Genomic DNA, 11922 nt, shown 5'->3' on the forward strand with positions numbered 1-11922 from the left:
CAATCGGACATTCGCTGCGCGAATGTCCGATTGCCGGAGCTGACCCCGACTTTCAAGTTAGTGCTTGGTGATCAGTTGCAGGACCTGGCTGGCGACGCGGTCCCAGGTGAAGGATTTGGCATATTCCAGGCTGCTGGCGCTGACCTCGCACCAGTAGGCGGCTTGCTCGAATTTCACGATCTCGCTGCGCCAGGCGGCGGCGTCCAGGTGCGCCGGGTAGCGTGGATGGTCCTTGGCCCAGATCTTGATGCTGTCGAGTTCGTGCGTCAGCACCGGGATCCCGGCGGCCATCCCTTCCAGGATCGTCAGGCCAAAACTCTCGAGATCGGTCGGATGCAGCAGCAGCAAGGCTTGCCGCAACAGGCTGACCACTTGCTCTTGCCGCTGGCGGCCGTGGAATGTCACATGGGGCGACCTGCCGTACTTGGCCAGCAGGCTTTCCAGCAGCGGGCCATCGCCCACGATATCGAGGTGGTAACCTTGTTGCGCCAGGCCGCTTTGCATGAAGAAGTCGGCCAGCCAGTCCACATTCTTGCTGCCGTCCAGGCGGCCGATGTACAGCAGGCGCTTGTCGCTGGGGTAGGGCGGCGGGCTGGCGGGGAAGAAGCCATCGTCGACGCCGAGCGGCAGCGACTGGATGTCGAGGCCCCATTTGCGCTTGGTTTTTTCGGCCGCCCGGTAGCCCAGGTAAAACACATCCTTGGGCGCGACCTGGCGGAAGAATCCGCGCATCGATACCCCCGGCAGGAAATGGCGCAAGCGCTGGCGCAGCGCGGGGTAGCGCTTGGACAGCAGGTAGGCGTCGGCTTCATAGAAAGTCACGATGTAGTCGTAGCGCGACAAGTCGATGCCCGATTGCTTGAGCGACCTGAAAAAGCTGTAGCTCTCGATCTTGAAACGGCTGGTCATCAGGATCTTGCTCAGCACGTGGTTCAGCCGCGAGTCGCGGGCGACGAAAGGCAAGGTCTGCAACTCAACGCCTTCGAGGTCGAACAGGCGCTGCTGCCCGTTGCCGGGGTCGCCGCTTAACAGCGTAATCCGGGCCTGCTCCTTGAGCCGTTGGCAGAGCTGGCTGACCACCGTTTCGGTGCCGCCGATGTAGGCGGCTACGGTGGGGCAGATGAATAGCAGGTGGGGTGTCTGGGGCTTCAAGCGGGACTCGCCTTCAGGTTGCGCGCCGGGGGCAGCTGGGCCAACAGGGCGCCTTGCAGGCCGAGGAACAGCATCACCCAGGCACGGCTGACAGAACCCATGAAGACGGTATTGGTAAAGCTGAACAGGATCAGCATCAGGGCAAAGGCCAGCACCACGCCGCCCTCGAAGGAATGGCGGCGCTGCCATCCGGTCCAGAATACGGCCGCATACAGCCAGAGCAGGGCCAGCAGCCCGAAGATCCCGTAAAAGGAGGCGTAGAACAGGAAGGCATTGTGCGGCTCGACGAATGCCTTGCCTTCGGCGCCTCTCGGCTGGCTGGTCCAGGCCGCTTCAAAGCCGGCCGGGCCGCCGCCCACCAGCGGATGGGCACGGAATACGCCCCAGGCGGTCTTCCACATCTCCAGGCGATAGCCAAGCGAGGTTTGCGTGACGTTCTGCTGCAGCAGCTGCATATCGCTGGCGGCGTCCTTGATCCTTTTTTGCACCGTGGGAGCCATCAGCAGCGCAGCGCAGGCGAGCACGCACAGCAGGGCCGCCTTGGCCCGGTTCTGCTTGGTAAACAGGTTGGTGATGATGAAAGGCAGCAAGACCAGCACCACCCACATGCCGGTGCGCCCCATGCCGGAGCTCAGGCCGGCGAAGAACAGCACCATGCCGACCGCGTAGGCCAGGCGGATGCGCTTGCTGGTTTCATGTTTATACAGGATCGAGAGCAACACCACGCCGATCGCCAGGAATTGGGAATGCAGGATGTAATTGGCAATCAGCGACGGTGGATCGAGCGGCCACCAGCCTTTGTAGGGCAGCACGGCATACAGGAAGCCGACCAGGGTGCCGGCCAGCAGCGCGCGCAGCCAGGGCAGGATGCGCAGCTGGCTGGCGGCCAGGAAGGTCATCACCGCAATGATCCAGTAGTAGCTGGACTCGGCGTGCACCACCGGTTTGGCGCTGCTCGGATGCACCAGCATCGACAACACGGGCAAGGCGGCCAGGATGGCCGCCGGCACGGTCCATGGCAGGCTGCGCCAGGCGCGCAGCGCCCTGGCAAAGCCGCCGCCCGCGACAAACAGCATGAAGGCGACCGCCAGCAAGATAAACAGGAATGCCTTGGAGAGCGGAAGGAAGAAGAATGCTGCCGTGTAGGCAACTTGTGTTGCATGCAGCAGTTTTAGCGGTTGGCCCTGGTCGCCGTCTGAGGTCATAAAGTTTTCCGGCAATGCCGCTTGGATCTTGAAACAGTAGGCGACTATAGCTTACAAATATCGCGCTCATCAAGACTGGCACGGCAGAGGCAGCGGGCGCCTTGGATAAAAAAAAGCCCGCTCAGGGAGCGGGCTGAATCCATTTCTGTTAAGAAGTGGAGGAGACGGGAGTAATTATGCTGCGTCGCCGCATATTGATCCAATTTATTTTGGTAATCCCAGTCATTCCTCCTGCTTATATCACGGCGTGCATTTCACCACGATATTGGTGCGCGGCGCATCGCCCATCACACCACTGCCGTTGGACACGCTGCAAGTCTGGCCTGCCGGTTGCGTCAGCACGGTGACGCCGTAGGCGGTGCCGACCGGGATGGTGCCTGGCACGGTGAAGCTGGTGGCGCCCTTGGTGACCGTGAAGCTGCCGGTGGCGCTGCCGTTGACCAGTACCAGGTCGCCGCCGGTCAAGCCTTCCACGGTGCCGCCCACGGTATAGGCGTTCTGGCTGCAGCTGAGCACGATATTGATGCTGGTGGTGTGGCCGGCCGAGCCCACTTCGGTGCCGCCCAGGAAGGCGCAGGTCATGTGGTCGGGCTGTTGCTTGATGCTGACCTTGTATTCGGTGCCGTAGCTGATGCCGTTCGGGAAGCTGAAGCTGGTGGCGCCGGCGTTGACTGGCAGGTCGTTGCCGCCATTGTTTTGCAGAATCAGGCCCTGGTTGGCCAGGCCGCTAATGCTGCCGCCGAGGGTGAAACTGGCTTTGCCGCCGCAGGCGGCCAGGGCTGCGGCCAGCAGGGCCGCGGCAATAAATTTTGCTTTCATCGGGATTCTTTCTTAGCTAGCTTTGGTGACGCAGGTAACCAGCACGGTGGTGACTGCCGAAGTCGGCATGGTGCCCGCGCCCAGATTGTTGCCGCCGCCCGTCACAGTGCAGGTCTGATTGGCCGGCTGGGTCAGTACGGTCACGCCGTACACGCTGCCGTTGCCAATCGGGGTGGCGAATTGCCAGGCACCGTCGGCGGTCACGCCCAGGGTCTGGGCGCCATTGGCCAGCACCAGGCCGCTGCCGCTCAGGCCGCTCACGGTGCCGCCCAGGGTGAACGCGTCCGGGGTGCAGGTCACGCTGGTCTGCTGGTAGGTGTAGTAATTGATCTTGCCGGTATTGTTGGCCAGTTTGCACGTGACATAATCCGGCGCGGTCTTGATCGTCACGTTGAACTGCGAGTCGGGCGCCATCAGGGTCTTGAAGTAATACAGGGCGTTGCCGGTGCCGGTGATGGTCAGGTCGTCGCCGCCATTGTTCTGCAGCACCAGCCCTGCGCGGTCGATGCCGAATACCTGGACGCCCAGGTTCAAGCTGCCAGAGCCCTTGCCGCCACAGGCGGCCAGTCCGGCGACGCACAGCAGCGCGGCGGCGGCAGACAGATACTTACTCTTCATTCCACATTCTCCAGTCGGTGGCGCGCCTTGCGCGGACAAATCGGCGCCTATTTTAGTGCATTTGCCACTTCTTTAGCCGATTTGACCAGCTTTTCCCTTGTAACAGCTTGCAACCGCGGCGCGGTACAATGCGCCCATGAAGCCGAAAGCCATCCTGTTCGACCTGGACGACACCCTGTGGCCGATTGCGCCCGTGATTGCCGAGGCCGAAGTCACGCTGCACGCCTGGCTGGCGGCGCATGCGCCGAAAGTGGCGGCGCAGTGGTCGATCGAGGCCTTGCGCGCGCAGCGCGCCGCCTTGGCGGCGGCCCAGCCCGAACTGCTGATCGACCTGGGCCGGCTGCGCCGCGCCGGCCTGCACGCGGCCTTTGCCGCGGCCGGCGAGGATGCGGCCCACGTCGACGGCGCCATGGCGCACTTCTTCGCCGCGCGCAATGCGGTGACGCCGTATGACGATGTGCTGCCGGGCTTGCTCAAGCTGCGCCAGCATGTGCAACTGGGCACGATTTCCAATGGCAATGCCGACCTGGAAGTGATCGGCCTGGCCCACCATTTCGAGGTCTCGCTGGCGGCCGCCCATTTCGGCGCGGCCAAGCCGGCGCCGGACATTTTCCGCGCCGCCTGCCAGGCGCTGGGCGTGGCGCCGCACGATGCGGTGTACGTGGGCGACGACCTGGCGCTGGACGTGGCGGGGGCGCAGGCGGCCGGCATGCGGGCGGTCTGGATGAACCGGCGCGGCGCCGCGCTGCCGGACGGCGCCGCGCAGCCGGAGGCAATGTGCGCCACGCTCGATGAACTGCTTGCGTGGCTGGAACAACAGTTGGCAGAATAGACCTATGCATCTCGATATCCGTGCCCAAACCCTGCTCAAAGCCCTGGTCGAGCGTTACATCGCCGACGGCCAGCCGGTGGGCTCGCGCGCCCTGTCCAAATGGTCCGGGCTGGAATTGTCGCCGGCCACCATCCGCAACGTGATGGCCGACCTGGAAGAGCAGGGCTATGTGGCCAGCCCGCATACCTCGGCGGGCCGGGTGCCGACCCCGCGCGGCTACCGCATCTTTGTCGACACCCTGCTGACGGTGCAGCACATCGACGAACGCGCGGTGCAGGCCGGCTTGCAGGTGGCTTCGCCGCAGCCGCAAAAGCTGATTGCCAATGCGGCCCAGATGCTGTCCTCGCTGACCCAGTTTGCCGGCGTGGTGCTGGCGCCGCGCCACGAGTCGGTGTTCCAGCAGATCGAATTCCTGCGCCTGGGCGAGAAGCGCTTGCTGCTGGTGATTGTCTCGCCCGGCGGCGACGTGCAAAACCGCATCCTGCTGACCGACGTCGATTACACCCCGGCCCAGTTGCAGCAGTCGGCCAATTTCATCAACCAGCACTATTCCGGGCTGTCGTTCGAGGACGTGCGCGGGCGCCTGCAGCACGAGCTGCGCCAGCTGCGCGACGATATGGGGCGCCTGATGCAGGCGGCGGTGGAGGCGGGCAGCGAGGCGATGGCCGAATCGGCCGACGACATGGTGATTGCCGGCGAGCGCAACTTGCTGTCGGTGGCCGAGCTGTCCTCCGATATGAGTTCGCTGCGCGCCATGTTCGACCTGTTCGAGCAGAAGACCGGCCTGATGCAGCTGCTGGACGTCTCGTCCAAGGCGTCCGGCGTGCAGATTTTCATCGGCGGCGAGTCGCAGCTGGTGCCGTTGGAAGAAATGAGCGTGGTGACCGCGCCGTATGAGGTGAATGGCAAGATCGTCGGCACGCTGGGGGTGATCGGGCCGACTCGCATGGCTTACGAGCGGGTCATCCCGATTGTCGATATCACCTCGCGCCTGCTGTCAAACGCGCTCAGCAACCATTGATCAGTGGCGGTGCGGGCACTTGTCCTTGGTGCAAGTGCCGTAGATGGCCAGCGCGTGCTCGGCGATCTTGAAGCCGCGCTCGGCGGCGATGCTTTGCTGGCGCTTTTCAATCTCTTCATCGACGAATTCTTCCACCCGGCCGCAATCGAGGCAGACCAGGTGGTCGTGGTGCGAGCCTTCGTTGAGCTCGAAAATCGCCTTGCCGCTCTCGAAATGGTTGCGGTTGAGCAGGCCGGCCTGCTCGAACTGGGTCAGCACGCGGTACACGGTGGCCAGGCCGACGTCCATATTCTCGGCCAGCAGCAGCTTGTACACGTCCTCCGCCGTCAAATGGCGCACGGGGCTGCTCTGGAAAATATCGAGGATCTTCAGGCGCGGCAGGGTAGCCTTGAGGCCGGACGCCTTCAGGTCGGTAGGGCTGTTACTCATGTTTGCTAACGTCAGTTGCGGGAAGTGCTTTATGATATAGCGTTTTAGGCACTTCTGCTCACGGAATTGAGGTATGCATACTATGCGTTTGACCCTGCTGTCTTTGTTGCAACGTAGCACTGCGCTGGCCGCTGCCGCCCTGTTGGCGGCCTGCGCCAGCAAGCCGGCCGCCGTGGCCCCGGTGGAAGCCGCGCAGGGGGCCCAGACCACCCAGATCACCGCGACCCAGAAGTTCTTCTGGTTCTTCTCGCCGTACCGGCCCGACATCCAGCAGGGCAATTTCGTGTCCCAGGAGATGCTGGGCCAGTTGAAGAACGGCATGAGCAAGGACCAGGTCAAGTTCCTGCTCGGCACGCCGCTTGATGGCGGACGCCTTCCACGGCCAGCGCTGGGATTACCCGTTCCGCCTGGCCAAGGGCAATGGCGAGCTGACCACCAGCACCGTGGTGGTGTTCTTCGACAAGGATGACAAGGTGGAGCGCTTCGAGGGCGGCAACCTGCCGACCGAACAGGAATACATCGCGCGCATCGCCGGCCCGATCAAGGATTTCAAGAAGGCCGAGGATGCCAAGGGCAACCTGGCGCCGGGCAAGGCGCCGCTGCCGGGCGGGCAGGAATCGGGCACCAAGCAGCCTTAAGGAACAGCAAGATGACGCAATTGAATATCGCCATCGCCGGCGCCAGCGGCCGCATGGGCCATATGTTGATCGAGGCGGTGCAGAAGGCGCCCGAGGCGCGCCTGGCCGGTGCCCTGGACCGCGCGGGCGCGCCAGCCCTGGGCAGCGACGCCGCCGCCTTCACCGGCCAGCCGGCCGGCGTGGCGATCACCGCCGACCTGGCTGCCGGCCTGGCCGGCGCCGACGTGCTGATCGACTTCACTCGCCCGGAAGGCACCCTGGCCCACCTGGCTTACTGCGCCGAGCACGGCGTGAAGATGGTGATCGGCACCACCGGCTTTGATGAGGCGGGCAAGGCGGCGATCGCCGCGGCGGCGCAGAAAACCGCGATCGTGTTCGCGCCGAACATGAGCGTGGGCGTCAACGTGACCCTGAAATTGCTGGAGTTTGCCGCCAAGCAGTTCGACCTCGGCTACGACATCGAGATCATCGAGGCGCACCACCGCCACAAGGTCGACGCGCCGTCCGGCACCGCGCTGAAAATGGGCGAGGTGATTGCCGATGCGCTGGGGCGCGACCTGAAGCAGTGCGGCGTGTTCGCGCGCGAAGGCGTGACCGGCCCGCGCGACCCTTCGCAGATCGGCTTTGCCACCGTGCGCGGCGGCGACATCATCGGCGACCATACCGTGATGTTTGCCACCGAGGGCGAACGCATCGAGATCAGCCACAAGTCCTCGTCGCGCCAGCACTATGCCAACGGCTCGCTGCGCGCGGCAGCTTTCCTGGCCGACAAGAAGACCGGCTTGTACGATATGTACGACGTGCTGGGCCTGAACGGCTGATGGAGCACTTTACCTTCGCCAGCTACTGGCAGCGCGGCGATGCGATCAGCCACGCCGTGGCCTATCTGCTGCTGGCGATGTCGCTCGCGTCCTGGTTCTTCATCCTGTGGAAGGGCTGGGCCTCGTGGCGCATCCGGCGCGCGGCGCCGGTGGTGCAGGGGTTCTGGGATGCGCCGTCGGTAGCCGATGGGGTGGCGCTGATGGCGGCGCGCGACCGGGAAGGCGTTTTTGCGGCGGTGGCGCAGGCCGGCGCCCACCAGCTGGCGCATGCCAAGAATGGCAGTATCGCGGCCGAGATGGGGCGTTCGGAGCAGGTGACGCGCGTGCTGCGCGATGCGATCCACGTCTCGACCACGCGGCTGGAATCGGGCCTGACGCTGCTGGCGTCGATCGCTTCCACCGCGCCGTTTGTCGGGCTGCTGGGCACCGTGTGGGGCATCTACCATGCGCTGGCGGCAGTGTCGGCGCAGGGCACGGTGCAGATCGACAAGGTGGCCGGGCCGGTGGGTGAAGCCTTGATCATGACCGGCGTCGGCCTGACCGTGGCGATTCCCGCGGTGCTGGCGTACAACGGCTTTAACCGCATCAACCGCATCACGCTGTCCGAGCTGGACGCCTTCGCGCACGACTTGCACGCTTACCTGGCGCGGGATTGAACTGATGGCATTCGGCTCCTTCAACCATCACCGGCAGAAGGAAGCCATGGCGGACATCAACGTCACGCCGATGGTGGACGTGATGCTGGTGCTGCTGGTGATCTTCATCATCAGCGCGCCGATGTTTACCAATGCGGTGCAACTGGAGCTGCCGAAAGCGCAGGCCAAGTCGCTGCAGCAGGAAGCCGATACCGTGACCGTGGCTATCGATGCCGCCGGCGCGCTTTACTGGAATAACGATGCCTTGCAGGCCGGCGAGCTGGAACAGCGCCTGGCCGAGGCGGCGGGCTTGCCGCAGCAGCCGGAGTTGCAGCTGCGGGCGGACAAGGATACCCGCTATGAAGTGGTGGCGCAGGTGATGGCGGCGGCACAGTCGCATGGCCTGACCCGCATTGGGTTTGTCACCGATCCGAAGGAAAAGAAATAATGGCTATTGCCACATTAAACGGCGCCGCGATCGGCGATGAAGCAGCTTTCCACGCAGCCTGCCAGGCGGAACTTGGGTTCCCGTCGGGCTATGGCGCGACTATCGATGCCTGGGTCGACTGCCTGTCCTACCTGCGCGATGAGGATAATATGACCAAGTTCAGGCTGAAGCCGAACGAGGTGCTGGAGATCGTCATTACTGACGCGGCGAAGCTGCCGGCCGATTTGCTGGAAGAGATTACTTACTGCGTCGGCGGCATCAATGAGCGTTACGACGATTACGGCGAAAAGCCGGCGTTGAAGCTGACCTTGCGCTAAAACCGGTAAATCCGGGTCAGACCCAAGGGTCAGACCCAACTTGCGGCAGGCACGGGTTTACCGGTTTTGCTCGCCCGGCGCCAGCGTCAACACGTCAAACCCGGTCTCGGTCACCGCCACCATATGCTCCCACTGCGCCGACAGCGACCGGTCGGCCGTCACGACGGTCCAGCCGTCCGGCAGCGCGCGCGTGGCGTGCTTGCCCGCATTGATCATCGGTTCGATGGTAAACACCATGCCCGGCTCCAGCAGCAGGCCGGTGTCGGGACGCCCGTAATGCAGCACCTGCGGGTCTTCGTGGTACACCATGCCGATGCCATGTCCGCAATAATCGCGCACCACACTATAGCCGGCCGCTTCGGCCAGCTTCTGGATCGCATGCCCGACGTCGCCCAGGCGCTTGCCCGGTTTGACGGCGCGGATGCCGGCCCACATCGCGTCATATGTCACTTCGCACAGCTTCTGCGCCGCTTTCGACGGCGTGCCGACGTAGTACATGCGGCTGGTGTCGCCAAACCATTCATCCTTGATGACCGCCACGTCGATGTTGATGATGTCGCCATCCTTCAGCAGCTTCTTGTCTGACGGGATGCCGTGGCATACCACCTCGTTGACCGAGGTGCAGACGGTGCCGGTAAAGCCGCCATAGCCGACGTTGGCCGGGATGACTTTCTGGGTATTGACGATGTAGTCGTTGCACAGCTGGTCCAGCTGGGCGGTCGTGACGCCCGGCTTGACGTACGGGGCGATGAAAGTCAGCACGTCGGCCGCCAGCTGGCCGGCCACGCGGGCCAGCTCGATCTGGTCGGGCGTCTTGATCAGGATGGATTTGTTATTGCGTTTGCGCATAGGGGGTGCATGGTATCACGCGACCTTGGCCCTGTCGAAATGCGGGTTCTGAATCAGGCCCAGGACGTTGCCGAACGGGTCGGCCAGTTCGGCCACCTTGATCCCTTCGCCCACTTCCTGGATTTCAGAGTGAGTGCTCGCTCCCAGCGCGAGGATGCGCTGGACTTCTTGCGCGATGTCTTCCACGCCCCAGTAGATCTGGCTGCCGGCCTTGCCGGGCTCGCCGTCCGGCAGCAGGCCCAGCTCGAAGCCGCCGATTTCAAAGCCGACGTAGAACGGCTGGTCGAAGTAGGGCTCTTTCTGGAATACCTTGCTGTACCAGGCTTTGCCGGCTTCCAGGTCGGGGGTAGGGTAAATCGCGGTGCGCAGGCCTTTGATCATGCTGTTCTCCTGTATGGGTGGGTGATGGGCGCATCTTGCCATGCCCTCCGCCTTCGCGATTGGAAAAATGGAAACTAGTCGAGCAACAGGTCTTCTGCACGGCGGAATGCCTTACGCCGCTCTTCGCAGTCAGGCCGCAATTGTGGCGCAGGCAGAACCCCGGCGGGCACGGCGCGCTGCGGGGCGGGTGGCGGGGAAGGATGCGACCGCGCTGGTGCTGGCGGGTGCTTGGCTGCCCGGCGCGCCTCGGCTTCCAGCGCGTAGCGCAAGCGCAGCGCCAGCTTCCATTCTCGCTGGCTTGGCATCTGAATATAAACGACCTCCCAGGCGTTGCGCGCTGATCCAAGCGTCATCTGCGCAAACCGGTTGGGGGAAGTTGTCATGGCCTCATAGACAAGGTCATCCCCAACGACTGCGGCATAGCGCGTTGTCATGTGATTGGAGACCCGCAGCCGGGTGCCGTCCGGAAGGAAGAGCTTCTTCCAAAAGTAGTCGCGCTGTCCGGCAGGTTTGGCGAGCTCGCGTTGCTGGTGCAGCCAGTCGCGGATGGCCAGGTCGGCCAGGTCGGCAGGATCAATTTCATTGTCATGCTCGCTTTGGAAGTCGAGCAGGGCGCGCAGCGTGGATGCGGAGACGGCGATACAAAGGTTCGGTGTCATTTTCTTCTCCCTCGCGAGAAAGTGCGATTTTTGCCGTAAATTGGCCTGACCAAACCGCTATTTCGTGCGATTTTTAGGCCTTTTTCGTGATTTTTTCCTTTGGACAGGCGAAATCACGGAAAGTTCCCGAAATTCGCACGAAATAGCGGTTTGGTCAGGCCAATTCGGGCCGAAAATCGCACTTTCTCGCGACAGAGTTGGGCGGCTCACCGCTTGCCTAAGTGGGCGTCGGGCGAAGTGCCGGTGAAGTCGTGGAAGTCGCGGATCAGGTGGGATTGGTCGAAGTAGCCGCTGTCGAGGGCGAGGCTGGCCCAGTCGTGCCCCTGCTGGCCAGGCTCAGCTGCGAGGGCGGAGGCGCGGGCGGCGCGGAAGCGGCAGATGCGGGCGAACAGTTTGGGCGACAGGCCGACGTGGTCGCGGAACTGGTTGGCGAGGTATTGGCGCGAGACGCCAAGCGCGGCCGCCAGCGTTTCCACGCGTAAGGCCCCGCCGCTGGACTCCAGTTCGGTCACCGCGCGCAAGGCGAGCACCTGGCCGGCCGGTGCGGCGGCGGCGATGCGCGAGGCCAGGGCAGTGGCGGCGCGGGCGCCAGCCGGGGCAACCGAGAGGCGGGCATACAGCGCCTCGGTCAGCAGCGCCAGGCGTTCGGCATCGCTGCGCGCCACCGACCATAGGGCGTCGCCGAGCCGGTCGGCAACCGAGCGGCCCCACAGCAGCTCGAGCTCGGCGCGCTCGTCGGCCAGGCCGGCCAGCGCGATGGGAGCTTGTCCCGGCCCCAGGAACAGGCTGGCCGCCCCCGGCCGAAAGCGCACCGCCACCGTGCGCACGGGGCGCGCCGCCGGCACATCGAACCAGCTGCTCATCATGCCGACAAAGAAAGCCGCGCCGCTGTCCTGCCACAGGATATCGGTGCAATTATCCGGCAGCACCCGGTGCAAGACCGGGGCCGGCGCGGCGGCCGCCGGCGGCGCGGCAGGGGCATCGGACAGCCACAAGCAGTCCACCAAGCCGGCTAGCCCCGGCGGGGGCGGAAATTCCTGATATCTCATTCTGACGCGCCGCACCAATGCATTGTTATAATGTCCGGTTCATATCCTC

The 11922-nt window shown here is 64.0% G+C and carries 17 protein-coding genes; 8 read left to right on the forward strand and 9 right to left on the reverse strand.

Going from position 1 to position 11922, the window contains the following annotated elements; genetic code table 11:
• Positions 1–57: 57 nt before the first annotated feature.
• The 4 genes from ACQ4MM_RS05660 to ACQ4MM_RS05675 all read right to left on the reverse strand — a co-directional run bounded on the left by ACQ4MM_RS05660 (position 58) and on the right by ACQ4MM_RS05675 (position 3794).
• Complete coding sequence (locus ACQ4MM_RS05660; RefSeq protein WP_431476467.1) at positions 58–1152, reverse strand: glycosyltransferase family 4 protein; 1095 nt, start codon at positions 1150–1152, stop codon at positions 58–60.
• Entirely contained in the window at positions 1149–2357 is a 1209-nt protein-coding gene (locus ACQ4MM_RS05665; RefSeq protein WP_431476468.1) for an O-antigen ligase family protein, read from the reverse strand. The genes ACQ4MM_RS05660 and ACQ4MM_RS05665 overlap by 4 nt, the downstream gene beginning before the upstream one ends.
• Positions 2358–2597: 240 nt before the next feature.
• Positions 2598–3176, reverse strand: a complete 579-nt coding sequence (locus ACQ4MM_RS05670; protein WP_431476469.1) for a hypothetical protein — start codon at positions 3174–3176, stop codon at positions 2598–2600.
• Between the two features lie 12 nt (positions 3177–3188).
• Positions 3189–3794: a hypothetical protein gene (locus ACQ4MM_RS05675; RefSeq protein WP_431476470.1), complete on the reverse strand. Its 606-nt coding sequence runs from the start codon at positions 3792–3794 to the stop codon at positions 3189–3191.
• A gap of 136 nt (positions 3795–3930) precedes the next feature.
• Between ACQ4MM_RS05675 and ACQ4MM_RS05680 the strand changes: the two genes are divergently transcribed.
• Both ACQ4MM_RS05680 and hrcA read left to right on the forward strand, forming a co-directional pair.
• Positions 3931–4626: an HAD family hydrolase gene (locus ACQ4MM_RS05680; RefSeq protein WP_431476471.1), complete on the forward strand. Its 696-nt coding sequence runs from the start codon at positions 3931–3933 to the stop codon at positions 4624–4626.
• Between the two features lie 4 nt (positions 4627–4630).
• Complete coding sequence (hrcA, locus tag ACQ4MM_RS05685) at positions 4631–5647, forward strand: heat-inducible transcriptional repressor HrcA (RefSeq protein ID WP_431476472.1); 1017 nt, start codon at positions 4631–4633, stop codon at positions 5645–5647.
• On the opposite strand, the gene fur is transcribed toward hrcA, so the two are convergent.
• Positions 5648–6076, reverse strand: a complete 429-nt coding sequence (gene fur / locus ACQ4MM_RS05690; RefSeq protein WP_055934190.1) for a ferric iron uptake transcriptional regulator — start codon at positions 6074–6076, stop codon at positions 5648–5650.
• 82 nt (positions 6077–6158) lie between these two features.
• Between fur and ACQ4MM_RS05695 the strand changes: the two genes are divergently transcribed.
• Genes ACQ4MM_RS05695 through ACQ4MM_RS05720 form a run of 6 tightly spaced genes read left to right on the forward strand, consistent with a single transcriptional unit; the run spans position 6159 to position 8935 of the window.
• Positions 6159–6545: an outer membrane protein assembly factor BamE gene (locus tag ACQ4MM_RS05695; protein WP_431476473.1), complete on the forward strand. Its 387-nt coding sequence runs from the start codon at positions 6159–6161 to the stop codon at positions 6543–6545.
• Complete coding sequence (locus ACQ4MM_RS05700; protein WP_431476474.1) at positions 6439–6714, forward strand: outer membrane protein assembly factor BamE; 276 nt, start codon at positions 6439–6441, stop codon at positions 6712–6714. The genes ACQ4MM_RS05695 and ACQ4MM_RS05700 overlap by 107 nt, the downstream gene beginning before the upstream one ends.
• An 11-nt stretch (positions 6715–6725) precedes the next feature.
• Positions 6726–7535, forward strand: a complete 810-nt coding sequence (gene dapB / locus ACQ4MM_RS05705; protein ID WP_431476475.1) for a 4-hydroxy-tetrahydrodipicolinate reductase — start codon at positions 6726–6728, stop codon at positions 7533–7535.
• The gene (locus ACQ4MM_RS05710) at positions 7535–8191 is read left to right on the forward strand and encodes a MotA/TolQ/ExbB proton channel family protein (protein WP_431476476.1); all 657 of its coding nucleotides are present in this window, start codon (positions 7535–7537) and stop codon (positions 8189–8191) included. The genes dapB and ACQ4MM_RS05710 overlap by 1 nt, the downstream gene beginning before the upstream one ends.
• A 4-nt stretch (positions 8192–8195) precedes the next feature.
• Positions 8196–8618, forward strand: coding sequence for an ExbD/TolR family protein (locus ACQ4MM_RS05715; protein ID WP_431476477.1), 423 nt, complete (start codon positions 8196–8198; stop codon positions 8616–8618).
• Positions 8618–8935, forward strand: a complete 318-nt coding sequence (locus tag ACQ4MM_RS05720) for a barstar family protein (protein WP_431476478.1) — start codon at positions 8618–8620, stop codon at positions 8933–8935. Before ACQ4MM_RS05715 ends, ACQ4MM_RS05720 begins: the two co-directional genes overlap by 1 nt.
• A gap of 57 nt (positions 8936–8992) precedes the next feature.
• Here ACQ4MM_RS05720 and map read toward each other — a convergent pair whose 3' ends face one another.
• The 4 genes from map to ACQ4MM_RS05740 form a co-directional block, all read right to left on the reverse strand.
• Positions 8993–9784 (reverse strand): type I methionyl aminopeptidase, encoded by a 792-nt coding sequence (gene map, locus ACQ4MM_RS05725; RefSeq protein WP_431476479.1) that lies wholly within the window; start codon positions 9782–9784, stop codon positions 8993–8995.
• A 15-nt stretch (positions 9785–9799) separates the two neighbouring features.
• Entirely contained in the window at positions 9800–10165 is a 366-nt protein-coding gene (locus ACQ4MM_RS05730; RefSeq protein ID WP_431476480.1) for a VOC family protein, read from the reverse strand.
• Positions 10166–10239: 74 nt separating this feature from the next.
• Positions 10240–10824, reverse strand: coding sequence for a hypothetical protein (locus ACQ4MM_RS05735; RefSeq protein WP_431476481.1), 585 nt, complete (start codon positions 10822–10824; stop codon positions 10240–10242).
• A gap of 206 nt (positions 10825–11030) precedes the next feature.
• Positions 11031–11873 carry an AraC family transcriptional regulator gene (locus tag ACQ4MM_RS05740; protein WP_431476482.1) on the reverse strand — a complete coding sequence of 281 codons (843 nt, stop codon included), beginning with the start codon at positions 11871–11873 and terminating at the stop codon, positions 11031–11033.
• Between the last annotated feature and the right edge of the window lie 49 nt (positions 11874–11922).

The organism is Massilia eburnea (assembly GCF_050709955.1).
Classification (GTDB): Bacteria; Pseudomonadota; Gammaproteobacteria; order Burkholderiales; family Burkholderiaceae_D; genus Rugamonas; species Rugamonas eburnea_A.

Excerpts from the sequence above, each read along its gene's own strand:
- ACQ4MM_RS05680 (WP_431476471.1), top strand. The coding sequence starts at position 3,931 with ATGAAGCCGAAAGCCATCCTGTTCGACCTGGACGACACCCTGTGGCCG.
- ACQ4MM_RS05720 (WP_431476478.1), top strand. The coding sequence starts at position 8,618 with ATGGCTATTGCCACATTAAACGGCGCCGCGATCGGCGATGAAGCAGCT.
- ACQ4MM_RS05710 (WP_431476476.1), top strand. The coding sequence starts at position 7,535 with ATGGAGCACTTTACCTTCGCCAGCTACTGGCAGCGCGGCGATGCGATC.
- ACQ4MM_RS05730 (WP_431476480.1), bottom strand. The coding sequence starts at position 10,165 with ATGATCAAAGGCCTGCGCACCGCGATTTACCCTACCCCCGACCTGGAA.
- ACQ4MM_RS05670 (WP_431476469.1), bottom strand. The coding sequence starts at position 3,176 with ATGAAAGCAAAATTTATTGCCGCGGCCCTGCTGGCCGCAGCCCTGGCC.
- ACQ4MM_RS05715 (WP_431476477.1), top strand. The coding sequence starts at position 8,196 with ATGGCATTCGGCTCCTTCAACCATCACCGGCAGAAGGAAGCCATGGCG.
- fur (WP_055934190.1), bottom strand. The coding sequence starts at position 6,076 with ATGAGTAACAGCCCTACCGACCTGAAGGCGTCCGGCCTCAAGGCTACC.
- ACQ4MM_RS05700 (WP_431476474.1), top strand. The coding sequence starts at position 6,439 with ATGGCGGACGCCTTCCACGGCCAGCGCTGGGATTACCCGTTCCGCCTG.
- ACQ4MM_RS05665 (WP_431476468.1), bottom strand. The coding sequence starts at position 2,357 with ATGACCTCAGACGGCGACCAGGGCCAACCGCTAAAACTGCTGCATGCA.
- ACQ4MM_RS05740 (WP_431476482.1), bottom strand. The coding sequence starts at position 11,873 with ATGAGATATCAGGAATTTCCGCCCCCGCCGGGGCTAGCCGGCTTGGTG.
- ACQ4MM_RS05695 (WP_431476473.1), top strand. The coding sequence starts at position 6,159 with ATGCGTTTGACCCTGCTGTCTTTGTTGCAACGTAGCACTGCGCTGGCC.
- map (WP_431476479.1), bottom strand. The coding sequence starts at position 9,784 with ATGCGCAAACGCAATAACAAATCCATCCTGATCAAGACGCCCGACCAG.
- ACQ4MM_RS05735 (WP_431476481.1), bottom strand. The coding sequence starts at position 10,824 with ATGACACCGAACCTTTGTATCGCCGTCTCCGCATCCACGCTGCGCGCC.
- hrcA (WP_431476472.1), top strand. The coding sequence starts at position 4,631 with ATGCATCTCGATATCCGTGCCCAAACCCTGCTCAAAGCCCTGGTCGAG.
- dapB (WP_431476475.1), top strand. The coding sequence starts at position 6,726 with ATGACGCAATTGAATATCGCCATCGCCGGCGCCAGCGGCCGCATGGGC.
- ACQ4MM_RS05675 (WP_431476470.1), bottom strand. The coding sequence starts at position 3,794 with ATGAAGAGTAAGTATCTGTCTGCCGCCGCCGCGCTGCTGTGCGTCGCC.